The organism is uncultured Microbacterium sp. (assembly GCF_963528945.1).
In the GTDB taxonomy this organism is placed as follows: domain Bacteria; phylum Actinomycetota; class Actinomycetes; order Actinomycetales; family Microbacteriaceae; genus Microbacterium.
On the sequence record NZ_CAURWX010000003.1, the window covers coordinates 491,581 to 514,391 of the forward strand.

The following is a 22,811-nucleotide window of genomic DNA, read 5'->3' on the forward strand; positions in this document are numbered from 1 at the left end:
GGCACTGCTCCGTGTCGCGGGCACCAGTCTATCGAATCGATTCGGAGTATCCGCTGAGGAGGCTCCCGTCGCACTTTCTGTCGCCTGGCCCGCGCCGCAGCGACAGAAAATGCGACGGGAGTGGAGTCGGCGGGAGGGGAGCCGGCGGGAGGGGACGAGGGGCTGGGTAGGGTGGGCGGATGGGACGGTATCCGGCGACGATCGCGGGTGCCGTCGACCACGAGCTCGTCATCAAGAAGTCGCGGTTCCTCGCGCACGTCGCGCCGGTCGGCTCAGTCGACGAGGCGGAGGCGGTGATCGCGGGCATCCGGAAGAGGGCGTGGGATGCCGCCCACAACTGCACCGCCATGGTCACGGGCGTGCTCGGCGACCAGGCCCGCTCATCGGACGACGGCGAGCCGTCCGGCACCGCTGGGGTGCCGATGCTCGAGGTGCTGCGCCGCCGCGAGCTCACCGACGTCGTCGCCGTGGTGACCCGCTACTTCGGCGGCGTGAAGCTCGGGGCGGGCGGGCTCGTGCGCGCGTACTCGTCGGCGACCTCCGAGGCGCTCGACCTCGCACGCCTCGTGCGGCGGGAGTCGCTGACCCAGGTGAGCGTCGAGGTCGACCATGCGGATGCCGGGCGCTTCGACAACCTCCTGCGCGACTGGGCCGAGCATCACGGCGCGACCCTCGGCACCCCGACCTACGGGGCGAGGGCGACCCTGGAGCTCTGGGCACCGGCCCCGTCGATCGGATCGTTGGCGGATGCCGTGGCCGCCGCATCCGCCGGCCGCGTCTCCCCCACGACCGGCGCCACCCGCATCACCGACGTCCCCGCCTGACCCCGCCCTCCCCCCTCTTCTCGACAGCTCCCGTCGCACTTTCCGTCGCCTGCGGGCACCGCGAGCGACAGAAAGTGCGACGGGAGCAGAGATACGGGGGCGGGGAGGAGACGGGGCGGGGCGGGGACGGGGCGGGGAGGAGAGGGGGCGGGGGCGGGGCGGGGCGGGGAGGAGAGGGGCGGGGGCGAGCCGTAGGCTGAGGGGATGTTCGACAGCCCGCTCTCGGCCTCGGCGTACGAGGTCCTCGGGGTGGCTCCGGACGCCGACGACGACCTGCTGCGGCGCGCGTACCGGCTGCGGTTGCGCGAGACGCACCCCGACACGGGCGGCGACGCCGCACTCTTCATCCACGTGCAGCGCGCCTGGGAGATCGTCGGAACCGCGGAGGGTCGCGCGGCCTACGACCGTTCGCGCGATCTCGACGCGGGCGGCGACGCGTGGCGCGAGCCCGACCGCCCGCACGACACCCGACCGCGTTCGAAGACCTACGGCGAGCCGGGCGCGTGGCGTCGAGCCCGCTACGCCGCCCTGCTGCAGGAGTGGGCGGGCGGCGAGGTCGACGACCCCTACTCCCCCGCACTCGTGCGGTCGGCGCCGCGCGCGCTGCGGCGGTTGCTGGCGGATGCTCTCGCCGAAGAAGCCACCGCGGTCGCCGTCTCGGGCCTCGGCATGGGCTTCACCCTGTGGCACGGGATCGCGGTCGACATCGCCGCCCCGCGCACCGGCGAGCGCGCGGCGACCGACACCTCCGACCGACTCGACCACGTGGTGCTCGGCCCCTCCGGCCTGTACGGGGTGATGTCGACCGACATCGGCGGGGTCGTGGGCTTCCGGCGCGGAGAGATCACCGGACCGAGCCTCGGGCACCGCGCCCCGGTGACCGAGCTGCTCGCCCAGATCCGCGGCGTCGCCCGCTCGGCGCACGTGCGGTTCAGCGGGGCGATCGTCGTGCTGCCCGACGACGACCTCGCCCTGCCCACCACACCGCTCGGAAGCATCCGCGGTCTGCCGGTGTTCGTCGTGCGGCGCAGCGTACTGCCGGGCCTGCTCCGGTCGGGGCCGCCCGGTACGCGGGTGATCGGCGGGACCGAGCTCTTCGACATCCGCACGCGCCTGCGTCAGAGCATCCGTCTGTCCTGACGAACGCCGGGAGAGCGGCCCACGAACGCCGGGAAGGCAGCCGAGGGTTCACCTCCGCGACACGCCAACGACACGCCGTGTTTTGAGTCATTCAAAACAACCGGGTAGGGTCGGAGACATGGAGACCACCCTCGACTCGGCGCTCCGCGGTGCCGGACTGAAGGCGACCGCGGGCCGCGTCGCCGTTCTCGGGGCACTGGACTCCATGGCCCACACCGACGCGGAGCGCGTGTACCGCGCCGTCTCCGCCGTGCTGCCGACGACGTCGATCCAGTCGGTGCACAACATCCTCGCGGACCTGACGACGGCGGGCCTCGTCCGCCGGATCGAACCGGCTGGCTCCGCGGCGCTCTACGAACGGCGCATCGGCGACAACCACCACCACATCGTCTGCACCGCCTGCGGTGCCGTGGCCGATGTGGACTGCGTCGTCGGCGAGGCGCCGTGCCTCACCCCGTCCTCCGCCGGAGGATTCACCGTCCAGACCGCCGAAGTGACCTTCTGGGGCCTCTGCCCCAGCTGCCAGAAAGCCGCGTAGGCCGAGGCATCCGCCCCTCTCCCGCACCCGCGGAAGAGCACCGTCCGTCGCGCCCGCGCGCCGAAGGAGAACACCATGACGCAGAAACCCGCCACCACGACCCAGACCGGCACGCCGGTCGCGAGCGACGCGCACTCGCTCACCGTCGGCCCCGACGGCCCCACCGTCCTGCACGACCGCTACCTGGTCGAGAAGCTCGCCTCCTTCAACCGCGAGCGCGTGCCGGAGCGCAACCCGCACGCCAAGGGCGGCGGCGCGTTCGGCGAGTTCGTCGTCACCGAAGACGTCTCGGCCTACACCCGCGCGGCCGCGTTCCAGCCGGGCGCCGTGAGCGAGACGCTGCTGCGCTTCTCGTCGGTCGCCGGCGAGCAGGGCTCCCCCGACACCTGGCGCGACGTGCGCGGCTTCGCGCTGCGCTTCTACACGAGCGAAGGCAACCTCGACATCGTCGGCAACAACACCCCGACCTTCTTCCTGCGCGACGCGATGAAGTTCCCCGACTTCATCCACTCGCAGAAGCGCCTCGGCGACTCGGGCCTGCGCGACGCCGACATGCAGTGGGACTTCTGGACCCTGTCGCCCGAGAGCGCCCACCAGGTCACGTACCTCATGGGCGACCGCGGCCTGCCGCGCAGCTGGCGCCACATGAACGGCTACGGCTCGCACACCTACCAGTGGGTCAACGCCGCGGGTGAGCGCTTCTGGGTGCAGTACCACTTCCTCTCCCACCAGGGCGTCGAGGCCATGAGCGCCGAAGAGGCCGAGAAGCTCGCCGGATCCGACGCCGACTACTACCGCCGCGACCTGTTCGACGCGATCACCCGCGGCGAGCACCCCTCGTGGGACGTGTACGTGCAGGTCATGCCGTACGACGAGGCGAAGGAGTACCGCTTCAACCCGTTCGACCTCACCAAGACCTGGTCGAAGAAGGACTACCCGCGCATCAAGGTCGGCACGTTCACGCTGAACCGGAACCCGCAGAACTTCTTCGCCGAGATCGAGCAGGCCGCCTTCTCGCCCGGCAACCAGGTACCAGGCACCGGCATCTCGCCCGACAAGATGCTCATGGCCCGCGTGTTCGCGTACTCCGACGCGCAGCGCTACCGCATCGGCGCCAACTACAACCAGCTGCCGGTCAACCAGGCGCACGCCGCCGAGACCCGCAACTACATGCACGAGGGCCAGATGCAGTACCGGTTCAACCCGGCCGAGCACCGCGTCTACACCCCGAACTCGTTCGGCGCGGCGGGTGGACCCGAGGCCGACCCGCAGGCCGGTGTCGAGGCCAGCTGGGAGACCGACGGCGAGCTCATGCGCGCCGCGGCGACCCTGCACCTCGATGACGACGACTTCGGTCAGGCCGGCACGCTGTACCGCACGGTCTTCGACGACGAGCAGCGCGCGCGCTTCCTCGACACGCTGACCGGTCAGGGTCAGGGCATCACGATCGACGCGATCCGCGAGCGCTTCTTCCAGTACTGGACGAACGTCGACGCGTCGCTCGGCGAGGCGCTGCGCGCCCGCTTCTGAGTCACGGCGACCCTTCGGGGCCCATCGCTCCGCATGCCGGGGCGGTGGGCCTCGTCGCGTACCGGCGCGGCGACAGGGAGGACAATGGATGCCGTGGCCGTCCCCCTCTCCGACATCACCCGCATGCCCGAACCGCAGCACGTGCACGCCGCAGACGGCACGCGCCTGGCGACCTACACGTGGGGCGAACCGGATGCTCCGGTCGTCACGGCCGTGCACGGGTTCGCCTCCAGCGCCCGCGACAACTGGGTGCTCACGGGGTGGGTGCGCGAGCTCACGAATGCGAGGTACCGGGTGCTCGCCCTCGACCAGCGGGGGCACGGGCACAGTGAGAAGCCGCACCTGCCCGAGGATTACAGCATCCGCACGCTCGTCACCGATGTCGAGACGGTGCTCGACGCCCACCTCGTCGACGACGCTGTCTACGTCGGCTACTCGCTCGGCGCCCGGGTGGGCTGGGAGGTCGTGAAGGAGCTGCCGCACCGCATCGGCCGAGCGGTGCTCGGCGGTGTGCCCGACGGCATCCCCCTCGCCCGCCTCGACCTCGACCAGGTGCGGACGTACATCGCCGACGGCACTCCCGTCACCGACGTCACGACGCAGAACTACATCTCGCTCGTCGAGCGGGTGCCCGGCAATGACCTCGGCGCCCTCGTCGCGCTGGCCGAGGGCATGCGGTCGTCGGGCGCGATCGACCCCGATCCCGCGGATGCCCCGACCCGCCCGATCCTCTTCGCGACCGGGTCGAAGGACGCGATCATCGAGGCTTCGCGCGCCCTGGCATCCGCCGCCCCCGACGGGCAGTTCTTCGAGATCCCCGACCGCAACCACTTCAACGCGCCCGGCTCGCGCGCGTTCAAGGACGCCGCGGTGGCGTTCCTCGCCGAGGGCTAGCGGATCTCAGGCCGTTCCCGTCGCGCGAACGGCTGCGTGGGGCCGTTCCGGTCGCGCGAGCGGCTGCTCTCAGGCCTCAGACGAGCCGTTCGTGCGACCGGAAGCGGGAGCGGGCGGCGCGGGGCGGGGGCGACGCACGAACCAGGCGATGGGGCCGAGCACGGGCACGAACCAGATCAGCAGAGCCCACAGAACGAAGGGGATGCCGGTGACCCGGCGGTCACGCAGGGCGGAGATGAATGCCACCACCGCCAAGGCCGCGACGGCGACCCAGATGCATCCGAACACGATGTCGTAGATGCTCGGGATGAGCGGATTGACGACCATGGGACTCCTCGGAAGCGCGACGGTCCCCAGCCTCCCACGCCGGGCACGCACGCGAAAGGCCCCGCCGTCACGACGACGACGGGGCCTTCTACGGATGCCGGAACGACGCCGCGGGTCAGACCGAGGTCTCGGCCCGCTTCGGCAGCACCCATCCCGCGCGCGGGAAGTGGCACGTGTATCCGTTGGGGTACTTCACCAGGTAGTCCTGGTGCTCGGGCTCGGCCTCCCAGAACGGACCCTCGGGCTCGATCGTGGTGACGGCCTTGCCCGGCCACAGGCCGGACGCGTCGACGTCGGCGATGGTGTCGCGGGCGACCTGCTCCTGCTCGGGGGTGAGCGGGAAGATCGCGGAGCGGTAGCTCGACCCGATGTCGTTGCCCTGACGGTTCAGCGTCGACGGGTCATGGATCTGGAAGAAGAACGCGAGGATGTCGCGGTACGTCGTCTTCGTCGGGTCGAACACGATCTCGACGGCCTCAGCGTGACCCGGGTGGTTGCGGTAGGTGGCGTGGTCGTTCTGGCCGCCGGTGTAGCCGACGCGGGTGTCGAGCACGCCGGGCTGGCGGCGGATGAGGTCTTCCATGCCCCAGAAGCATCCGCCGGCGAGCACGGCCGTCTCGGTGCCGGGGGTGCGGGTGATGGTTCCGGTGTCGTCGGTCATGACTGCTCCTCGGTGTCGTGGGTGGTGTCAGCGGTGCCGGTGCCGTCGAAGAGGCCGCTGTAGCGACCGTACCCCTCTTCGTCGAGCCGGTCGGCGGGGATGAAACGCAGCGCCGCCGAGTTCATGCAGTACCGCATGCCGCCGGCATCGCGCGGGCCGTCGTCGAAGACGTGACCGAGGTGGCTGTCGGCGCCCGTGGAACGCGCCTCGGTGCGCGTCATGAACAGGGTGCGGTCGGTGCGGGTGGTGACGGCATCCGCCTCGATCGGCTTCGTGAAGCTCGGCCAGCCCGTGCCGCTGTCGTACTTGTCGAGCGAGCTGAACAGGGGCTGTCCCGACACGACGTCGACGTAGATGCCGGCGTCGTGGTTGTTCCAGTAGGCATTGCGGAAGGGCGGCTCGGTGGCGTCCTCCTGAGTGACCTCGTACTGCAGATGGGTGAGGTCGCTGACGGCCTCTGGCGTCTTGCGGAAGTCGTTCGACATTGGGGTGTCTCCTCTGTTCGGCGCCGCTGGCTGCGGCGTCATCAGTCACAACCGCCGACCGGCCCGTTTTGGTCCCTCGGGACTGGGAGCGCGCTGTGAGTTTGTGCGAGATCGCGAGTACTGTGCACGCATGAACGAGGTCCGATCCGGCGCCGGATGCTCATTGGCGGTGCTGCTCGTACTGCAGCTCATACTGACCGGCGCGGCCATGGCATTCATGTGGATGTCCCAACTCAGCGTCGCCAGTTGCACGGACACGTCGTGCGACTATGACGCCTATGCCCTCGCGCTTCGCGTGTTCTTCATCGGAGCGATCGGGTTGATGTTGTTCTCCGGCGTCGCGAGTTTCGTCCTGCGGGGGCGGGCCGCGGCACTCGCGCCGATCGTTGCGAGTGCATCGATGCTCGTCTTCCTCGCCGTCACCTACGCGATGAGCAGAGCGGCCCTCGATCTTCCCCTGTTCGGCGGGCGTGTTGCGGGGTAGCTGCGCGGGTTCCGCGCCCTCGCAATCGGTAGAGTGGCTCGTCTGCACTTCACACCTGGGGGGACGCACATGTCCGTTGGACTGCTCGCCGTCGTCGACGACATCCTGAGCGCCGCGATGAAGGCCTCGGCCAAGGCCGCGGGCGTCGTGATCGATGACGCGGCCGTCACCCCGCAGTACGTGCAGGGCATCACACCGGCGCGCGAGCTGCCCGTCGTGGCGAAGATCGCCGTGGGGTCGCTCGCTAACAAGTTCGTCATCATCATCCCCGTGGCGCTGGTGCTGACCGCCTTCGCACCGTTCGTGCTGCCGTACCTGCTCATCCTCGGCGGGGCGTACCTGTGCTTCGAGGGCGCCGAGAAGGTGCTCGAGTGGTTCGGCGTGCAGCACGGGCATGCCGACGAGGGCGCCCGCAACGAGAACAAACTCGTGTGGGGTGCGGTGCGCACCGACCTCATCCTGTCGACCGAGATCATGCTCATCTCGCTGTCGAACCTCGAGGCGGGGCTCGACATCTGGACGACCCTCGCCATCCTCGCGGTGATCGCCGTCATCATGACCGTCGTCGTCTACGGAGCGGTCGCGCTGCTCGTGAAGATCGACGACATCGGCCTGAAGATGGCGAAGAACCGCGAGGCCCGCGTGCGCCACACCGGCATGCGCATCGTGCGGTCGATGCCCGCGGTCTTCCGCTTCATCAGCATCCTCGGCACGGTCGCGATGCTGTGGGTCGGCGGACACCTGCTGCTCGTCAACCTCGGCGAGGTCGGCGTGCACATCGGAGCCGACATCCTGCACGCGATCGAGCACGCACTCGAGCCCGCGGGCGCCGTCATCGTCTGGATCGGCGACACCCTCTTCTCCGCCGTCGCCGGCCTCATCGCAGGTCTCGTGATCGTCGGCATCGTGCTCGGCATCGCGAAGCTGTTCGGCCGCACGCCCAGCTTCCACGAGGGCGAGGAGTCGCCCGCCGACGTCCACGCCTGACCGTCGGGATGCCGGAGCGGTGTCACTGCTGCCGGCAGTGATACCCCTCGCACGGGAGTTTCGGGTCACGAGGCGTCACGCCGTCGGGTGCCTGCAGCAGCTGCTCCGCCCGGGCGGGCGGCACCATCTGGACGCCGGCGTCGGTCATCAGCATCCGATACGGATCGCACTGCGGATCGTACGGCGGCTGCTCGTAGTCGAAGGCACGCAGCCCCTCGACGGAGAACTGCTCGTGCAGCGAGCGCAGGTTGTCGGATGCCGCGTCGTCGCCGAGCTCGGCGTCGATCTCCATGTCGGGCACCTGCGCCTGCACGTCTGACACCTGCGCCGACAGCACGGTGGGCTGCGAGAGCAGCGGGACGCGCGGGCCCGCAACGGTGAGATCGTAGGTCACACCGGAGACCAACGGAACTGTTCGCGAAGGGTCGGCGGTGCAGACGACCTCCCGCTCGGCAGCGAAAGCGCCGCAGTCGGTGCCGATGGAGGGGAAGAAGTCCCGAGAGCGGTAGCCGCCCTGACGCTCGGAGGGGCTGGTCACCGTGCACGACGCCTGCGCGTACGCGGGTAGCAACGGGTACGCGAGCCGCACGACGGGCACAGCCACCACGAGCAGCACGACGCCCACCAGCACCCACGTCACGATCCTCCGGCGGCGCGGCCGCGCCTTCTCATCCCCCCGCATGCCACCGATCCTCGCAGATACGCGTCGATGCACGCCCGACGTCGACTCCTCTTCCGCTCGGCGCGCGGCACAACTCAGGACATCCCGCGTCGTGGACCCGTTCCGAACCGGTTGTCGGGCCTAACCGCCCGCCGACGTCCACGCCTGACCGTCGCCCTCTCGCCCTTAACCCCCGCTGCTCCGGTCGCGAAATCTGTCGCTGGCGGCGTATCGGGGCGACAGATTCTGCGACGGGAACGGGTGCCAGGCCGGCTCAGGGGCGGCGGTGATCGGGGCTGCGGAGCCAGGCGTCGAAGGTGGTCGCACCCTGCAACGCGTCGGGGCCGCCGCGCAGGGCGCCCGAGGCCAGTCCGCGGCCGTAGGCACCGGGCAGGCGGACGTCGAGCACTCGGCGACGGATGCCGTCGGCCGCCAGCTGCCGTCGCATCACGTCGGCGAGCGTCTCGTCGCGCGGACCGACGATGTCCTGCGCGCGGCCGACCGGCCCACCCTCGACCACCCGCAGCAGATGCGCCGCGACCTCGCGCGCCGCGACCGGGCGCATGAGCGTGCGCGGAGCGACCGCGAACGGACCGCTCACCAGCGACATCACCTGCCCGGCGAACTCGTGGAACTGCGCCGCGCGCACGATCGAGAACGGCACACCTCTCCCGGCGACCGCCCGTTCCTGGGCGAGCTTGGCACCGTAGTAGCCCGCGTCGATGCCGTCGATCCCGACGATCGACAGCACCACGTGGTGGCCGACGCCCGCCCGCGCCCCCGCATCGAGCAGCGTGCGCGTTCCGGTCTCGAAGAACGCCGTCGCCTTCTTCTGCGACAGCGTCATGGTGCTGGTCACGTCGATGACGGCATCCGCCCCGGCGAGCGCGGCATCGACGCCCGCGCCCGTCGACACGTCGACGCCGTGCCTGCGAGACAGCACCACGACCTCGTGCCCGGCTTCACGGGCGGTGCGGGTGATGTGCTGTCCGACGGTTCCGGTTCCTCCGGCGACGGCGATCTTCATGGCGGTCCTCTCGATGCGGGATGCTCTCTGCATCCTCTCCTCTGTTCGACGACGCAGCCCGTCGAGGTGTGAGGTCGGTAGTCTGCGAAGAGGCGCGAGACGAGGAGACCGGTGGACGACGCGCAGCATGACGTGCACGGCGAGCGGCACCGCCTGCTCGCGATGGCCTACCGGATGACCGGCACGGTCGCCGACGCGGAAGACGTCGTGCACGACGCCTTCGCCCGGTGGTACCGGCTGACGGATGCCGAGCGCTCCGAGATCCGAAATCCGGCGGCCTGGCTGACCACGGTGGCGAGCCGCATCGCCCTCGATCTGCTCACCTCGGCGCGCCACCGGCGGGAGCAGTACGTGGGCCAGTGGCTGCCCGAGCCGGTGCCCCTCGAACTGTTCGTCGCCGGGTCGCGCGTGGCCCCGGCATCCGACCTCGACGACCCTCTGGACCGGGTCGCCCGCTCCGATGCGGTCGCGACGGCGCTACTCGTGGTGATGGAGGCGATGACCCCCGCCGAGCGGGTGGCGTTCGTGCTGCACGATGTCTTCGACGTACCGTTCGCCGACATCGCCGAGGTGCTCGGGCGCTCGCCGGCCGCCGCGCGCCAGCTCGCCGCGTCTGCGCGGCGGCACGTGCAGCAGGACCGGGTGGTCGATGTGCCCCGCGCCGAGCACGACCGGGTGGTGCGGGCGTTCCATGAGGCGAGCGGCAGCGGGAGCATCCACGACCTGCTGCGGGTACTCGCCCCCGACGTCGAACTGCACAGCGACGGCGGCGGCGTCGTCAGCGCGGCGCGCAACGTCGTGACCGGTGCCGACAACGTGGCGCGCTTCCTGCTCGGCATCGCGGCGAAGCGCCCCGAGATGCAGGTCGAGATCGTCGAGACGGGCGACGGCCTGGCGTTCCTGTTCCGCGAGCACGACGCGATCGTCGCGGTCGTGAACCTCGGGGTCGTCGCGGGCGCGGTGGCGCGCGTGTGGATCGTGCTCAACCCCGAGAAGCTGACGACCTGGCGGTGACCGCCGCGTCCCGACCGTCGAGCGGACTGGTACCGTCGGCGATGCGCTTGCCCGAGCGCAGACGCAGGAGAACCCGATGCAGATCAGGGATGCCGGAATCGCCGACCTCGAGGCGATCACCACGATCCACAACCACGCCGTCGTGCACACCACGGCGATCTGGAACGAAGACCCGGTCGATGTCGACGACCGCGCCGCCTGGCTGGGCGAGCGGTCGTGCGACGGATTCCCGGTGATCGTGGCATCCGACGAGTCGGGCGTGCTCGGGTACGCGACGTTCGGGCGATGGCGGCCGCACAGCGGTTTCCGGCACACCGTCGAGCACTCCGTCTACGTGCGCGAGGGCGCCCAGGGCCGCGGCGTCGGTCGCGAGCTCATGACGGCGCTCATCGACCGTGCCCGCGAGCACGGCGTGCACGTGATGGTGGCCGCGGTCGAGAGCGGCAACGCGGCTTCGGTCGCCCTGCACGAGCGCCTCGGATTCGTCGAGGTCGGGCGGTTGCCGCAGGTGGGCGCGAAGTTCGGGCGCTGGCTCGACCTCAGCTTCCTGCAGCTCACCCTCGACGACCGGCCGACGCCGACGGCATCCTGATGGATCCGCTGACCTGGTTGGTCGACGTCTTCTCGTCGACCTGGACCCTGCCCGGCGGGCAGACGCTCCTCGTGCGCGAGGTGGTGGGCAACGCCTTCGGTCTCGCGAGCGCGATCGGCGGCATGCGACGGCGCATCTGGGCGTGGCCGGTCGGCATCGTCGGCAACGTGCTGCTGCTGACCGTCTTCCTCGGCTCAGTGCTCAGCCCCGACCATTCGCTGCCGCACCTGCTCGGTCAGGCCGGCCGGCAGATCATGTTCATCGCGGTCGCGATCTACGGCTGGGTGCGCTGGCGTCGCGCCGAGGGCGGCCGGGTGCAGCCGCGGTGGGCGCCGACGGGCGCACGCATCGGCCTCGTGCTCGGCATGGTGATTGGAACGATCGCCCTCACGCCGCTCTTCCGCGCGCTCGGTTCGTGGGAGCCGGTGTGGGCGGATGCCTGGACATTCGTGGGGTCGCTCCTCGCCACCTACGGCATGGCGAAGGGGTGGACGGAGTTCTGGCTCATCTGGATCGCCGTCGACGTGGTGGGGGTGCCGCTGCTGTTCGGCTCGGGGTACTACGCCACGGGTCTGATGTACGTGTTCTACGGCGCCTTCACGGCGGTCGGCTTCGTGGTGTGGATGCGTACGCAACGCCGGCCCGTCGATCCGATCCCGACCGCGCAGACCGGGCTCATCCCGGTGCAGCGCGACCGCGGGCGGGGCTGACCCCGCGGCCGAATGCAGGCGCCGATGCGCGTTGCAGGCGAAACCCTCTTGGTTTTGCCTGCAACTCGTCTGCGTGCCTGCATCCGGCGGCCTGACCCGGCGGCCGTGAGCCGGCGGCGGTCACCCGGCGGCCGTGCCTGCACCTGGCAGCCGACACCCGGCGGCCGGGCCTCAGACCCGCTCGCGACCCCGCAGCACCCCGGCGACGACGATCACCACGACCCCGACGACGGGGATGACGAGCAGTCCGACGCGCAGGCTCGTCGCATCGGCGAGAACGCCGACCACGGGCGGCGACAGCAGGAACCCCAGTCGCATCAGCCACGACACGAGCGTCAGCCCGGTGCCGTGGCGCAGACCAGGCAGGCGGTCGGCCTCGGCCATCGCACCCGCGACGAGCGGTGCCACGCCGAAACCGGCGGCCGCGAAGCCGAGGATCGTGCCGGGCACCGAGGGGAACGCGAGCGCGAGCCCCATGCCGAGCACCACGATGAGGCCGCCGACCCGCGCGACGGCGCGCTGTCCGAACCGGTCGACGAGGCGATCGCTCAGCAGCCGTCCGATGAACTGCGCGCCGACGAGCGCGATGAATCCGGTCGCGGCGAGCGCGGCCGGAGCGCCGAGAGACGACAGGTAGAGGGTCGCCCAGGTGTTGCCGGCGTCTTCGACGATCGTGCCCACCACGGCGATCACGACCAGCCCGATGAGCGACCACACCACGGCCGGACGGATGCCCGCGCGCACCGCCGTCGACACCTCTTCGACGTCGGCCACGGCATCCTCGTCCGCCGCCTCGTCGCGGCCCGGCAGGCAGAACCGCAGCGCGACGAGCGACACCACCGAGAACAGCACTCCCGAGATCGCGAGATGCCACCCCAGCGGCAGGCGCAGGGCGATCGCACCGGCCGCCATCGTTCCGCCGAGCACCGCGCCGATCGACCACACGGCGTGGAAGGAGTTGAGGATCGACCGTCCGTATCCCCGCTGCACACGCAGAGCGTGGGCGTTCTGTCCGACGTCGGTGATGGCATCCATCGCACCGCCGAGGAACAGGCCGAGCGCGAACAGCCACACGCTGGGTGCGAGTCCGGCGGCGAGCACGCCGACGCCCGTGAGGATCGTGCCGAACACGGCGACCTTCGCCGACCCGAACCGGCGGATGAGCGCAGCCGCCGCGAGTCCTGCAACGATGGCGCCGACGGGGAATGCGGCCACGGCGAGCCCGTAGACGGTGTTGTCGAGGCCGAGGTGGTCTTTGATCTCGGGGTAGCGCGGCAGGATGTTCGCGAACAGGGCGCCGTTCGTGAGGAACAGCGCGGCCACGGCGAGACGTGCGCGGCGGTCGGCGCGCGTGGGGGCGGTGGTGGAGGAGGTCATGGGAGTCCCGATGGTCGTGCGCGGAAGCGGTCGCGCCGGTCGATGGAGGAGCCGCGCCAGGAGGTGGCCCGGGGCGGCCCGGGGCGTGTGCGGGAGCGGGGATGCGCCGTCAGGCGGTGATGCGTGCCACGGCGAGGGCGACCTCGGCCGGGTCGCGGTCGGTGACGTCGAGGGCACGGTGGATGGAGACGCCGGTGATGATGGCGTCGACCATGTGCGCGGTCTCGGGGTCGAACCACTTCTCGAGCGCGTCGCGGCTGCGTCGCATCCACGCGCTGGTGAGTTCGCGGTACGCGGGGTCGCGGGCGGCGAGCGTGTACAGCTCGTGCGAGAGCACCAGTTCGCGCGGGTCGCCGTAGACGTCGCTGAGGATGATGGCGACCACCGCCTCTCTGGCCGATTCGAGGTCGGATGCTGCGGCCATCCGCGTCTCAAACCGCTCGCTGATCTCGGTGCCGAACCGGGTGAACGCCTCGCGCAGCAGCTCGTCGATGCCCGCGAAGTGGTAGGTCATCGAGCCGAGCGGCACACCGGCGGCCTCGGCGATGCGCCGGTGCGAGGCGCCGGCGACGCCCGACTCGGCGATCACGTCGAGGCACGCGTCGATGATGCGGTCGCGGCGGTCGGGGTCGTTCCGGCGTCCGCGCCGACTGCCCGGCTCAGGCGTCATGCTCGCCGCCGATCTCGCGGATCACCCGCGCGGGGTTGCCGACCGCGACGACGTTCGCGGGGATGTCGCGGGTGACGACGGCACCGGCGCCGATGACCGAGTTGTCGCCGATGGTGACGCCGGGGCACACGATCACTCCCCCGCCGAGCCACACGTTGTCGCCGATCGTGATGGGCAGGGCCGCTTCGAGCTTGTCGCGGCGCAGCGTCGGATCGATCGGATGCGTGGGTGTGAGCAGTTGCACATTCGGGCCGATCTGGCAGTCCTCGCCGATCGTGATCGCGGCGGTGTCGAGCGCGGTGAGACCGAAGTTGACGAAGGTGCGGGCGCCGATGCGGATGTGCTCGCCGTAGTCGACGTGCAACGGAGGCCGCACGATGACGTCTTCTCCGAGCTCGCCCAGCAGGTCCTGCAACCATCCGCGCGCGGCGGGGTCGCCCGAGATCGTCTGCCGATGGTAGAGGTCGGCGAGGCGCGCGGCGCGTGCGGTCCGGGCGACGAGTTCGGGGTCGTCGCCGATGTAGAGGTCGCCGGCGAGCATCCGCTCCCGGTGCGTGCGCGGGTCGTCTGCGAAGTGATCCGTCATGCGTACGATCGTACCACTTTATGCGTACGGTCGTACGCATCCGGCGCGCACCCCCATCCGCCACCTCCCGGACACCTCCTCGTGCACCGGAGGTCACCCGGGCGTCGCCGCGCCCCGCGAGGGTTCGGGAGGCTGCGCGACCACCCGGGTCGCGGGCCCGATCCCCCTGAAGGAGAAACGTGTCCCCCCGCCGTTTCCGCACACTGCAGCGCTGCACCGGCGCCGCCGTGATCGCGACCACCCTCGTTGCCGGACTCACCGCCGGCATCGCTCCCGCCACCGCGGCCGCCGACCCCGCGCCCGCCGAACCGCTCGCCTCCCGGTTCACGTTCGCCGTGCTCCCCGACACCCAGTTCTACTCGCGCTACTCGGTCGACCAGTTCACCCCGCGGTACGGCACCGACCCGTTCGCCACGCAGACCGCCTGGCTCGCCGACCACGCCGACGAGCTGAACATCCCGTTCGTCGCCCACCTCGGCGACGTCGTCGACCGCGCCAACGTGCAGAACGAGTGGCAGGCGGCCGACCGGGCGATGCAGACGCTCGACGACGCCGACCTGCCCTACTCGATCCTCCCGGGCAACCACGACGTGCTCGACAGCGGCAAGCGCGACACCGAGCTCGACCTCGCCAACGAACCGTTCAACCGGTGGTTCGGCGCCCCGCGCGCCGCCGAGCAGTCCACGTACGGCGGGTCCGACCCGACCGGCCTCAGCCAGTTCCACATCTTCGAGGCCGAGGGGCAGCAGTTCATGTCGCTGGCCATCAGCTGGAACTCGTCCGACGCCACGCTCGCCTGGGCGCAGAGCGTGCTCGACGCCCACCCCACCGTGCCGGTCATCCTCAGCTCCCACGCGCTGATCAACGTCGCCGCCGACCAGATGTCGCCGGTCGAGACCGCCGACAGCCAGCGCATGTGGGATCGACTGATCCGCAGCAACGATCAGATCTTCCTCACCCTCAACGGGCACTTCCACGGGGCTACCCGCCAGGTGAAGCAGAACGACTTCGGTCACGACGTGCACCAGGTGCTGATGGACTACCAGATGGCCTACGAGGGCGGGAACGGCTACCTCGGCCTGTTCGAGTTCGACCTCACGAACGGCACCCTCTCGCTCGAGACCGGGTCGCCGTGGGTCGTCGCGAAGCCGCAGGAATCGCTGACCAGCTACGACCAGCCGCTGCTCGACGGCATGCACCAGCGCTACTCGCTCGACATCGACTTTGCCGAGCGCTTCGCCGGGTTCGACCCCGGCTTCACCGCCGGCACCCCCGACGAGGGTTCCCTCTCGGCCGCGGCGCGCACGCTGCTGCTCGACGGTTTCGAGGGCCCCGACCCGATCTCGACCGAGCTGCCGGGCAACGAGCTCGACTTCGTCGAGGCCGAGGGCACGCTCGCCCACTGGCGCTTCAACGGGGAGTCGGGCGTCGTCGGCGCCGACACCGTGATCGAAGACGTCGCCGGCGACAACGATCTGACCCGCGTCGACCCGGCCGCCACCAACGCGGTGGGCGCGACCTGGGACGACGTCACGATCGAGGACGACGCCCACGGCTTCTCGTCGGACGGCGCCTCGATGTGCTTCGCCGACTCGACGGGGTCGCGCTTCAGCTACCTGACGACCGCCGCCGACGCACCGATCAACGACGTCGACCTGCGCGACGGCTACACGATCGAGACCTTCGTGAAGATGGACCCGGAGTGGAGCGTGGCCGCGAACTCGTGGTCGAAGTTCCTCACCCGCACCGGTAACCGCTCGCAGATCGGCGTGCCCGAGACGCGGTGGGACTGGACGGCCTCGCCGAGCGCCCTCGGCATCTCGAGCCTGCGCGAGTTCCAGTGGACGAGCCTCGACGCGAACGCCGCCCTCGGCGACCGCGTCAACTGGTCGGGCGAGATCATGGTCGACACCTGGGTGCACGTCGCTCTCGTGAACGACCCGGCGAAGCGCACCACGACGATGTACGTCGACGGTGCGCCGGTGCTGCGCAATGCGACCGATGTCGCGGGCATGGCCTGGCACGAGGGTCACTCGTGGATCCTCGGCGCGGACTGGGTCGACGACGCCGCCCGCAACGGCTGGAACGGATGCATCGGCGAGACGCGCATCATCGACCGGCCGACCACGCCGGACGAGTGGCTGACGCAGCGCGCGGACCTCAGTGCGTTCGCCGTGACGAGCGCGCCGCAGGGCGAGCTGCCGGCGTCGACCACGTCGGTCACCCTGCGCGGCACGGGACTCCCCGGCGCGCAGGTGAACGTCGCCGACGCGGCCGTGGCGACCCCCGCCGCGGCGGTCTCGGTGGCCGCGGCGCCGGCTTCGGCCGTCGTCGGCGAGAACGGCGAATGGACGCTCGAGGTGAGCGGCCTGACGGTCGGCGCGAACCGGCTGAGCGTCGCGCAGGCGCTCGGTACGCGCAGTTCCGCCCCGCTCGCGGTCGAGTTCGCGATCGCCGCGCCGGCTGCACCCGGGGGCTCGACCCCTGGGGGCTCGACGCCGGGCGGATCGACCCCGGGCGCGGGCGGAGCCGCCGGTGACCCGGCTGCGGGCAGCGCGGCCGACCGCGACGGGCTCGCCGCGACGGGCGCCGACGGCTCGCTGATCGCTGGCCTGTCGGCAGCGGGCCTGCTGCTCCTGCTCGCCGGTGCTGCGCCGTTCGTCGTGCGTGCTCGCCGACGGGCGATGTCGCAGAGCTGAGCTCCCGCATCCGAGAAGGGCTCCGTCGTTCCGGCGGGGCCCTTCTCCGTGTCTCCGCGACGCGAGGGCGCGTCCCGGGCTCCGCCCGTCTCGGCTCGGCTCAGCTCGGCTCGACTCAGCTCACGCGGGGGAGATCGCCCGGGTCACCGCCTCGATCGCGGCAGCGACGTTGCGATCCCGTTGCTCCGCCTCGCCCTCCGAGTCGAAGACGAACGCGGTCTCGCCGCGCTGCATCCCGCAGAAGTCGAGGATGCCGTGCGCGATCTGCGTCTCGAACGAGACGCGGTAGCCGTGCCGGTCGTAGACGTCTTCGGTGTCGCCCGCGACGGGAATCATGTGCAGGGTGAGGCGCCCGAGGTTCCGGCGGATTCCGGCATCGGCGTCGACGTCGAATGCCCACCCGTTGACGAACACGCGGTCGATCCAGCCCTTGAGCAGAGCGGGGAAGCTCCACCAGTACACCGGGAAGACGAGCACCACGTCGGTGGCCCCGTCCACCCGGGCCTGCTCGGCCGCCACGTCGGGCGGGAAGTCGGCGCCCGACGCATAGGTGATGCGGTCGGCCTCGGTGAAGCGGGGATCGAACCCCTCGGCGTGCAGGTCGGCGATGCGCACGGCATCCGCCGGGAGGGCGTCGCGCAGCCGATCGACGATCGATGCCGTGAGCGAGTCGGTCTGCGGGTGCGCGGTGACGATGAGCACGGACACGGTGGGTTGCCGCGTCAGTCGCGGGCGCGCGACGAGAACAGGCTGCGCAGCGCGAAGAACACCACGACCGCCACCACCACGACGATGGCCGCCTTGGCGATGAACCACAGGATCGAGAACAGCGCGCTCACGATCCACCAGGCGATGACGATCGCGGCGACCACGCCGAGGACGGTCCAGAGGGTGTTCTTGTTCATGCCTCCAGCCTAGGAGGGCGTCAGGCCGCGGGGATCTCTCAGCCGCGGGAGCGCTCAGACCGCGACGCGGGGAGCCAGTGTCGACAGCATCCGGAGCTTCTCGTGGCTCTCGCTGCCGGGGATCGCCGTGTAGACCAGCAGCGCCTGCGACTGCTCCGCGTCGAACAGGGTCTGGCAGGTCAGCTCGAGCGCCCCGAGATCCGGATGCACGAAGTGCTTCGTCTCACGCGGGCGGACGCCGACCTCGTGCCTCTCCCAGATCGCCCGGAACTCCGCACTCTGCGCGAGCAGGGAATCGGCGAGACCTGCCGCTCGCGACTCCGGTCCGCGCCGCGCGATGACCTCGCGCAGTCCCGACACCCATAACCGCGACAGGAAGGCGTGCTCCTCCTCGGCGTAGAGCCCGCGCGTGCGTGGAGCGCTGAACCAGCGATAGCCGAGGCTGCGCTCGGGACCGCGCAACGACGCCGTGTCCCCGGTCAGCGCGATCCCCAGCGGCGTCTGCCGCAGCGTCTCGCCGAGCTCGGTGACGATCTCGGCCGGGGTGTCGCCCAGCCGATCCAAGATGCGCAGCAATCCGGGACCGACGTGGTCGCTCGCCTCTCCGCGCGGCGGCGGCTGGTGGCCCGCGAGGCGGAACAGGTGGTCGCGCTCGTCGATCGTGAGGTGCAACCCCTGCGCGATCGACGCCAGCATCTGCTCGGACGGCAGCGGGCCATCCCCGCGTTCGAGACGCGCGTAGTAGTCGGTCGACATGTGGCTGAGCGCCGCGACCTCCTCGCGCCGCAACCCTTCGGTCCGCCGACGCTGACCCCGGTGCAACCCGACGTCCTCGGGCTGCAGACTGTCGCGGCGCAACCGCAGGAAACCCGCCAACGCCTCTCTGTCGATCGCCATTCCGAACCGTCCTTCCGCCGCACCGATCCTCGCACCCGCCACCGAGACGTATCCACTGCACGGCATGTCCTGGATGCGCCGCCGCGACCCGCGCACGCTGGAGCCAGACCACGAAGGAGCATCATGACCAGTAACAGCATCGACATCGATATCCCCGACCTCCGCGGTCGCCGCGCCGTCGTCACCGGTGGCAGCGACGGCATCGGCCTGCGCATCGCCGCCCGCCTCGCGGCCGCCGGCGCAGAGATCGTGCTGCCCGTGCGCAACCCGTCGAAGGGCGATGCCGCGGCATCCGTCATTCGCGACGCCGCACCCGGCGCCCGCGTGCGGCTCGCTGCGCTCGACCTCTCCTCGCTCGACTCGGTGGCCGCGTTCGGCGCGAGCATGCAGGCCGACGGGCACCCGATCCACCTGCTGGTCAACAACGCCGGGGTCATGACCCCGCCCGAGCGGCAGACCACCGCCGATGGCTTCGAACTGCAGTTCGGCACCAACCATCTCGGCCATTTCGCCCTCGTCGGCCATCTGCTTCCTCTGCTGCGCGCGGGGCGGGCGCGCGTCACGTCGCAGGTGAGCGTCGCCGCGAACCAGGGATCCATCAACTGGGACGACCTCGCCTGGGAGCGCTCGTACAACGGAGCCCGCGCCTACAGCCAGTCGAAGATCGCCTTCGGGATGTTCGGGCTCGAGCTCGACCGCCGCAGCGAGAGCCACGGCTGGGGCATCACCAGCAACCTCGCGCACCCCGGGGTCGCACCGACGAGCCTGCTCGCGGCCCGCCCCGAGCTGGGGCGGACCGCGGACACCGTGGGCGTGCGGGTGATCCGCTGGGCGTCGGCCCGCGGCATCCTGCTCGGCACGCCCGAGACGGCCGCGCTGCCTGCGCTGTACGCGGCGACATCATCGGAAGCCCGTGCCCGCCGCCTGTACGGGCCGAAGGGGCTCGGACACCTCGGCGGTGCGCCGGCCGAGCAGCCGATCTACTCCCGGCTGCGCAGCGAGACGAATGCCGCGCGCGTCTGGCGTCTGTCCGAGGAGCTGACCGGCGTCGTGCTCCCCGACTCGTCGATCCGTCGGTCGACCGCGGGCTGACGATCGCGTGCTTCGCGCCGGGGACGGCCGGGGCGCTCGTGGCCGGTCCGCCGGAGGGCGTCAGGCCGCGGGGATCTCGTCGATCGAGAAGTACACGGGCAGGCCGCGCTCCCGCGCGATCTCGACGTCCTTGTCGGCGCCGGCGGAGGCGCCCGGCAGGCGCAGCACGGCGTCGCAGTGCTGCAGCAGGCGGTGCGCGGTGTCGTACATGACGTCGCCGTCGACGGCATCCGCCTCGAGCGTGCGAAGGACCGGCAGCGCGACCCACTCGCCGATCATGGGCACGTGGCCGAGGCGGAAGATCGGGGCGGATGCCTGTTCGAGCCGTTCGAGGTTGGCGGCGATGCGCGCGGGGTCGCCGTCGGTGCCCGAGCGGTAGGGGCCGGCGATGAGGATGAGGAGTGGAGTGTTCATGCCGGACACTGTAACGTTAACCGTGTAAGAACGTGCAACTTCGTGAAGGAACACCATGCTCGGCGCCCAACGCAAGGCCCACCTGCTCGACGTCCTCGCCCGCGACGGGCGCATCGTCGCCAAGACCGTCGCCACCGACCTCGGCCTCTCCGAAGACTCCATCCGTCGCGATCTGCGCGAACTCGCCGACGAGGGCAGGATCATCCGCGTCTACGGCGGAGCCCTCCCGGTGCCCGCCGCCGACCGCCCGGTCGACGCCCGGGCCGACCTCGCGACGGCGAGCAAGGAGCGGGTCGCACGGCGCGCTGCCGAGAGCATCCGCCGCGGGTCGACCATCGTGCTCGACGCCGGCACCACCACCCTCGCCCTCGCTCGCCACCTGCCGCGCGACGCGGGGCTCACCGTGCTCACCCCGAGCCCCGCGGTGGCCCTGGCCGTCGCCGAGCACTCCGACGGGCGGGTCGTCATGATCGGCGGCGAGCTCTCGCGGCACTCGCTCGTCGCAAGCGGATCGCTGGCCATGGAGGCGATCCGCCACCTCGCCGCCGATGTCTTCTACCTCGGCGTCACGGGTGTGCACCCCGCGCAGGGCCTCACGACCGGTGAACTCGACGACGCCGTCACCAAGCGCGCTCTCGCCGAACGCTGCGCCGAGGTGCTCGTGCTCGCGAGTGAGGAGAAGATCGGAGCCGTGTCGCGCTACCCCGTGCTCGACCTGTCGGCGGTCACCGCGGTGATCACCGACCCCCACGACCGAAATCCCCTCATCCCCGACCTCCCCCTTCTCCCCTGACCCCCGCCCCGCCGGGCGGAAGGGCGGCGAGCTCGCGCCAGAGGTGGGCGATCGTCGCGGCGCCGCGCAGCAGCATGCGGATGTCGATGCTCTCGTCGCTCGAATGCCAGTGATCCTCGGGCAGGCCGGTGCCGAGGAAGTGCACCGTCGCGCCGAGCTCCGTCGCGAGCAGGTCGGCCGGGCCACCCCCGGCATTTCCCATACGCCCCTGCACCGGAATGCCGTAGCCGAGGGTGAGCGCACGTTCGAGCGCCGCGGTCACGGGGCCCTCGGGCGTGACGTACGGCTCCTGCGCGATGTCCTGGTCGACGGTGAACTCGTACTCGACCTCGGGCGGCACCACCCGCGCCATATGCGCCCGCAACCGGTCGGCGGTCTCGGCGATGCGCTGCCCCGGCGCGGTGCGGATGCTGAGCGACGCCGTCGCCTCGCGCGGGATCACCGACCTCTCGAATCCCTCCGGGTCGCCGGCCAGCAGGGAGATGACCTCGATGGCGGGCCGCGCCCACAGCCGTTCCAGCGGCGTGTAGCCCTCCTCGCCGATGATGCTGCGGGTCTCGCTGCGGTCGAGCCAGTCGTCGTCGTCGAAGGGCAGCGCGGCGAGCTCGCGGCGACGCTGCGCGGTGAGCGGCGGCACATCGTCGTCGAAGCCCTCGATCGCGATGCTTCCGTCGGGGGCGTGCAGCCCTGCGAGCACCGCGGCGAGCACGAGCGATGGATTCGGCGTCACGCCCGAGGCGGCACCGCTGTGCACGTCGCGCTCGGGCCCCCGGATGGTGAGCGTCGCCGTGACGGTGCCGCGCATGGAGGTGACGGGGGCCGGGGCGTCGACCCGCCACTGGATCGTGTCGGAGAACACGATCACGTCGCAGGCGAGCAGGTCGCGCTGGGTACGCAGCAGCTCGCGCAGGTTCGGCGACCCGATCTCCTCCTCGCCGTCGATGATCATCTTCACGTTGAGGGCGCCGGAACCGGCGAGCACCTCGCGGTGGGCACGGAGACCCCAGACGTGCGCGAGCGCCTGACCCTTGGCATCCGACGCGCCGCGCCCGTAGAGGCGACCGTCGCGCTCGACCGGGGTGAACGGAGCGGTGACACTCCACTCCTCGGGTTTGGCGTGACGCACGTCGTGGTGGCTGTACACGAGCACGGTCGGAGCGTCGGGGTCGACGATCGATTCGCCGTACACCGCCCACGTGTCGCCCGTCTCGAACGTGCGAGCCTGCATCCCCGCCGCTGTCATCTCGCCGACCAGCCAGTCCGCCGAGCGCCGCATCTCGTCGTGGCGGTCGGGATCGGCCGATACCGACGGAATGGAGACCCAGGCCGAGAGCCGGTCGAGCATCTCGGCGAGGTGATCGTGGAGGTAGCGGCCGACGGCGCCGCCCGGACCCGCGTCGTCGTGGGAATCGTGACTCATGCGGTCACCCTGGCCGAGCGGATACCCCCGCTCGCAGGGGCTTGACGCGGCCGTCCGCTCGCCCCACGCGCGCGACCGATTCCG

Annotated in this window: 26 protein-coding genes; 13 read left to right on the plus strand and 13 right to left on the minus strand. The window is 71.0% G+C overall.

Annotated features, from left to right (window positions below; genetic code table 11):
• Positions 1–179 precede the first annotated feature (179 nt).
• The 5 genes from RWS82_RS12275 to RWS82_RS12295 all read left to right on the plus strand — a co-directional run bounded on the left by RWS82_RS12275 (position 180) and on the right by RWS82_RS12295 (position 4,926).
• Complete coding sequence (locus tag RWS82_RS12275) at positions 180–824, plus strand: YigZ family protein (protein WP_314650533.1); 645 nt, start codon at positions 180–182, stop codon at positions 822–824.
• Between the two features lie 204 nt (positions 825–1,028).
• The gene (locus RWS82_RS12280; RefSeq protein WP_314650535.1) at positions 1,029–1,964 is read left to right on the plus strand and encodes a DnaJ domain-containing protein; all 936 of its coding nucleotides are present in this window, start codon (positions 1,029–1,031) and stop codon (positions 1,962–1,964) included.
• 118 nt (positions 1,965–2,082) lie between these two features.
• The gene (locus tag RWS82_RS12285; protein ID WP_314650537.1) at positions 2,083–2,502 is read left to right on the plus strand and encodes a Fur family transcriptional regulator; all 420 of its coding nucleotides are present in this window, start codon (positions 2,083–2,085) and stop codon (positions 2,500–2,502) included.
• Positions 2,503–2,577: 75 nt separating this feature from the next.
• Positions 2,578–4,032 (plus strand): catalase, encoded by a 1,455-nt coding sequence (locus tag RWS82_RS12290; protein WP_314650538.1) that lies wholly within the window; start codon positions 2,578–2,580, stop codon positions 4,030–4,032.
• 84 nt (positions 4,033–4,116) lie between these two features.
• A complete protein-coding gene (locus tag RWS82_RS12295; protein ID WP_400190092.1) occupies positions 4,117–4,926 on the plus strand; it encodes an alpha/beta fold hydrolase in 810 nt (269 codons plus the stop codon).
• 69 nt (positions 4,927–4,995) lie between these two features.
• On the opposite strand, the gene RWS82_RS12300 is transcribed toward RWS82_RS12295, so the two are convergent.
• From RWS82_RS12300 to msrB, 3 genes are all read right to left on the minus strand, one after another.
• On the minus strand, positions 4,996–5,253 hold the full coding sequence (locus RWS82_RS12300; protein WP_314650541.1) for a PLDc N-terminal domain-containing protein: 258 nt from the start codon (positions 5,251–5,253) through the stop codon (positions 4,996–4,998).
• Positions 5,254–5,368: 115 nt separating this feature from the next.
• Entirely contained in the window at positions 5,369–5,914 is a 546-nt protein-coding gene (msrA, locus tag RWS82_RS12305) for a peptide-methionine (S)-S-oxide reductase MsrA (protein WP_314650543.1), read from the minus strand.
• Complete coding sequence (gene msrB / locus RWS82_RS12310; protein WP_314650545.1) at positions 5,911–6,399, minus strand: peptide-methionine (R)-S-oxide reductase MsrB; 489 nt, start codon at positions 6,397–6,399, stop codon at positions 5,911–5,913. The genes msrA and msrB overlap by 4 nt, the downstream gene beginning before the upstream one ends.
• 130 nt (positions 6,400–6,529) lie before the next feature.
• Here msrB and RWS82_RS12315 point away from each other — a divergent pair, with 130 nt between their 5' ends.
• Together RWS82_RS12315 and RWS82_RS12320 are read left to right on the plus strand one after the other, a co-directional pair.
• On the plus strand, positions 6,530–6,883 hold the full coding sequence (locus RWS82_RS12315) for a hypothetical protein (protein ID WP_314650547.1): 354 nt from the start codon (positions 6,530–6,532) through the stop codon (positions 6,881–6,883).
• Positions 6,884–6,952: 69 nt separating this feature from the next.
• The gene (locus RWS82_RS12320) at positions 6,953–7,870 is read left to right on the plus strand and encodes a DUF808 domain-containing protein (RefSeq protein WP_314650549.1); all 918 of its coding nucleotides are present in this window, start codon (positions 6,953–6,955) and stop codon (positions 7,868–7,870) included.
• 22 nt (positions 7,871–7,892) lie between these two features.
• On the opposite strand, the gene RWS82_RS12325 is transcribed toward RWS82_RS12320, so the two are convergent.
• Together RWS82_RS12325 and RWS82_RS12330 are read right to left on the minus strand one after the other, a co-directional pair.
• Complete coding sequence (locus RWS82_RS12325; protein WP_314650551.1) at positions 7,893–8,552, minus strand: hypothetical protein; 660 nt, start codon at positions 8,550–8,552, stop codon at positions 7,893–7,895.
• Positions 8,553–8,805: 253 nt separating this feature from the next.
• Positions 8,806–9,558 carry an NAD(P)H-binding protein gene (locus RWS82_RS12330; protein ID WP_314650552.1) on the minus strand — a complete coding sequence of 251 codons (753 nt, stop codon included), beginning with the start codon at positions 9,556–9,558 and terminating at the stop codon, positions 8,806–8,808.
• A 111-nt stretch (positions 9,559–9,669) separates the two neighbouring features.
• On the opposite strand from RWS82_RS12330, the gene sigJ reads away from it, so the two are divergent.
• From sigJ to pnuC, 3 genes are all read left to right on the plus strand, one after another.
• A complete protein-coding gene (gene sigJ, locus RWS82_RS12335; RefSeq protein WP_314650554.1) occupies positions 9,670–10,572 on the plus strand; it encodes an RNA polymerase sigma factor SigJ in 903 nt (300 codons plus the stop codon).
• Between the two features lie 76 nt (positions 10,573–10,648).
• Complete coding sequence (locus RWS82_RS12340) at positions 10,649–11,164, plus strand: GNAT family N-acetyltransferase (RefSeq protein WP_314650556.1); 516 nt, start codon at positions 10,649–10,651, stop codon at positions 11,162–11,164.
• Complete coding sequence (gene pnuC / locus RWS82_RS12345; RefSeq protein WP_314650558.1) at positions 11,164–11,874, plus strand: nicotinamide riboside transporter PnuC; 711 nt, start codon at positions 11,164–11,166, stop codon at positions 11,872–11,874. Before RWS82_RS12340 ends, pnuC begins: the two co-directional genes overlap by 1 nt.
• 171 nt (positions 11,875–12,045) lie before the next feature.
• On the opposite strand, the gene RWS82_RS12350 is transcribed toward pnuC, so the two are convergent.
• The 3 genes from RWS82_RS12350 to RWS82_RS12360 all read right to left on the minus strand — a co-directional run bounded on the left by RWS82_RS12350 (position 12,046) and on the right by RWS82_RS12360 (position 14,507).
• Positions 12,046–13,251 (minus strand): MFS transporter, encoded by a 1,206-nt coding sequence (locus tag RWS82_RS12350; RefSeq protein WP_314650560.1) that lies wholly within the window; start codon positions 13,249–13,251, stop codon positions 12,046–12,048.
• Between the two features lie 109 nt (positions 13,252–13,360).
• Complete coding sequence (locus RWS82_RS12355) at positions 13,361–13,921, minus strand: TetR family transcriptional regulator (protein ID WP_314650562.1); 561 nt, start codon at positions 13,919–13,921, stop codon at positions 13,361–13,363.
• Positions 13,911–14,507, minus strand: a complete 597-nt coding sequence (locus tag RWS82_RS12360; protein ID WP_314650564.1) for a sugar O-acetyltransferase — start codon at positions 14,505–14,507, stop codon at positions 13,911–13,913. The genes RWS82_RS12355 and RWS82_RS12360 overlap by 11 nt, the downstream gene beginning before the upstream one ends.
• Positions 14,508–14,686: 179 nt before the next feature.
• Between RWS82_RS12360 and RWS82_RS12365 the strand changes: the two genes are divergently transcribed.
• The gene (locus RWS82_RS12365) at positions 14,687–17,206 is read left to right on the plus strand and encodes a LamG-like jellyroll fold domain-containing protein (RefSeq protein WP_314650566.1); all 2,520 of its coding nucleotides are present in this window, start codon (positions 14,687–14,689) and stop codon (positions 17,204–17,206) included.
• Between the two features lie 120 nt (positions 17,207–17,326).
• Here the strand turns inward: RWS82_RS12365 and RWS82_RS12370 are convergent, their stop codons facing one another.
• Genes RWS82_RS12370 through RWS82_RS12380 form a run of 3 tightly spaced genes read right to left on the minus strand, consistent with a single transcriptional unit; the run spans position 17,327 to position 19,008 of the window.
• Positions 17,327–17,914, minus strand: coding sequence for an NAD(P)H-dependent oxidoreductase (locus tag RWS82_RS12370; protein WP_314650568.1), 588 nt, complete (start codon positions 17,912–17,914; stop codon positions 17,327–17,329).
• A 14-nt stretch (positions 17,915–17,928) separates the two neighbouring features.
• Positions 17,929–18,111, minus strand: coding sequence for a hypothetical protein (locus RWS82_RS12375; protein WP_314650570.1), 183 nt, complete (start codon positions 18,109–18,111; stop codon positions 17,929–17,931).
• Between the two features lie 54 nt (positions 18,112–18,165).
• Positions 18,166–19,008 (minus strand): helix-turn-helix transcriptional regulator, encoded by an 843-nt coding sequence (locus RWS82_RS12380; RefSeq protein WP_314650571.1) that lies wholly within the window; start codon positions 19,006–19,008, stop codon positions 18,166–18,168.
• A gap of 123 nt (positions 19,009–19,131) precedes the next feature.
• On the opposite strand from RWS82_RS12380, the gene RWS82_RS12385 reads away from it, so the two are divergent.
• Entirely contained in the window at positions 19,132–20,100 is a 969-nt protein-coding gene (locus RWS82_RS12385; protein ID WP_314650573.1) for an SDR family oxidoreductase, read from the plus strand.
• A gap of 60 nt (positions 20,101–20,160) precedes the next feature.
• Here the strand turns inward: RWS82_RS12385 and RWS82_RS12390 are convergent, their stop codons facing one another.
• A complete protein-coding gene (locus RWS82_RS12390; RefSeq protein ID WP_314650575.1) occupies positions 20,161–20,514 on the minus strand; it encodes a DUF4406 domain-containing protein in 354 nt (117 codons plus the stop codon).
• Between the two features lie 55 nt (positions 20,515–20,569).
• Between RWS82_RS12390 and RWS82_RS12395 the strand changes: the two genes are divergently transcribed.
• Positions 20,570–21,307 carry a DeoR/GlpR family DNA-binding transcription regulator gene (locus RWS82_RS12395; protein WP_314650577.1) on the plus strand — a complete coding sequence of 246 codons (738 nt, stop codon included), beginning with the start codon at positions 20,570–20,572 and terminating at the stop codon, positions 21,305–21,307.
• Here the strand turns inward: RWS82_RS12395 and RWS82_RS12400 are convergent.
• Positions 21,279–22,727 (minus strand): M20/M25/M40 family metallo-hydrolase, encoded by a 1,449-nt coding sequence (locus RWS82_RS12400; protein ID WP_314650579.1) that lies wholly within the window; start codon positions 22,725–22,727, stop codon positions 21,279–21,281. The genes RWS82_RS12395 and RWS82_RS12400 overlap by 29 nt on opposite strands.
• Positions 22,728–22,811 lie beyond the last annotated feature (84 nt).

Bases quoted from the DNA above. Each gene is read 5' to 3' on its own strand.
- RWS82_RS12350 (WP_314650560.1), bottom strand. From the start codon at position 13,251: ATGACCTCCTCCACCACCGCCCCCACGCGCGCCGACCGCCGCGCACGT.
- RWS82_RS12395 (WP_314650577.1), top strand. From the start codon at position 20,570: ATGCTCGGCGCCCAACGCAAGGCCCACCTGCTCGACGTCCTCGCCCGC.
- msrB (WP_314650545.1), bottom strand. From the start codon at position 6,399: ATGTCGAACGACTTCCGCAAGACGCCAGAGGCCGTCAGCGACCTCACC.
- RWS82_RS12320 (WP_314650549.1), top strand. From the start codon at position 6,953: ATGTCCGTTGGACTGCTCGCCGTCGTCGACGACATCCTGAGCGCCGCG.
- RWS82_RS12400 (WP_314650579.1), bottom strand. From the start codon at position 22,727: ATGAGTCACGATTCCCACGACGACGCGGGTCCGGGCGGCGCCGTCGGC.
- RWS82_RS12390 (WP_314650575.1), bottom strand. From the start codon at position 20,514: ATGAACACTCCACTCCTCATCCTCATCGCCGGCCCCTACCGCTCGGGC.
- RWS82_RS12385 (WP_314650573.1), top strand. From the start codon at position 19,132: ATGACCAGTAACAGCATCGACATCGATATCCCCGACCTCCGCGGTCGC.
- RWS82_RS12280 (WP_314650535.1), top strand. From the start codon at position 1,029: ATGTTCGACAGCCCGCTCTCGGCCTCGGCGTACGAGGTCCTCGGGGTG.
- RWS82_RS12330 (WP_314650552.1), bottom strand. From the start codon at position 9,558: ATGAAGATCGCCGTCGCCGGAGGAACCGGAACCGTCGGACAGCACATC.
- pnuC (WP_314650558.1), top strand. From the start codon at position 11,164: ATGGATCCGCTGACCTGGTTGGTCGACGTCTTCTCGTCGACCTGGACC.
- msrA (WP_314650543.1), bottom strand. From the start codon at position 5,914: ATGACCGACGACACCGGAACCATCACCCGCACCCCCGGCACCGAGACG.
- RWS82_RS12340 (WP_314650556.1), top strand. From the start codon at position 10,649: ATGCAGATCAGGGATGCCGGAATCGCCGACCTCGAGGCGATCACCACG.
- RWS82_RS12295 (WP_400190092.1), top strand. From the start codon at position 4,117: ATGGATGCCGTGGCCGTCCCCCTCTCCGACATCACCCGCATGCCCGAA.
- RWS82_RS12360 (WP_314650564.1), bottom strand. From the start codon at position 14,507: ATGACGGATCACTTCGCAGACGACCCGCGCACGCACCGGGAGCGGATG.
- RWS82_RS12325 (WP_314650551.1), bottom strand. From the start codon at position 8,552: ATGCGGGGGGATGAGAAGGCGCGGCCGCGCCGCCGGAGGATCGTGACG.
- RWS82_RS12290 (WP_314650538.1), top strand. From the start codon at position 2,578: ATGACGCAGAAACCCGCCACCACGACCCAGACCGGCACGCCGGTCGCG.
- RWS82_RS12275 (WP_314650533.1), top strand. From the start codon at position 180: ATGGGACGGTATCCGGCGACGATCGCGGGTGCCGTCGACCACGAGCTC.
- RWS82_RS12315 (WP_314650547.1), top strand. From the start codon at position 6,530: ATGAACGAGGTCCGATCCGGCGCCGGATGCTCATTGGCGGTGCTGCTC.
- RWS82_RS12285 (WP_314650537.1), top strand. From the start codon at position 2,083: ATGGAGACCACCCTCGACTCGGCGCTCCGCGGTGCCGGACTGAAGGCG.
- RWS82_RS12380 (WP_314650571.1), bottom strand. From the start codon at position 19,008: ATGGCGATCGACAGAGAGGCGTTGGCGGGTTTCCTGCGGTTGCGCCGC.
- RWS82_RS12355 (WP_314650562.1), bottom strand. From the start codon at position 13,921: ATGACGCCTGAGCCGGGCAGTCGGCGCGGACGCCGGAACGACCCCGAC.
- RWS82_RS12375 (WP_314650570.1), bottom strand. From the start codon at position 18,111: ATGAACAAGAACACCCTCTGGACCGTCCTCGGCGTGGTCGCCGCGATC.
- RWS82_RS12300 (WP_314650541.1), bottom strand. From the start codon at position 5,253: ATGGTCGTCAATCCGCTCATCCCGAGCATCTACGACATCGTGTTCGGA.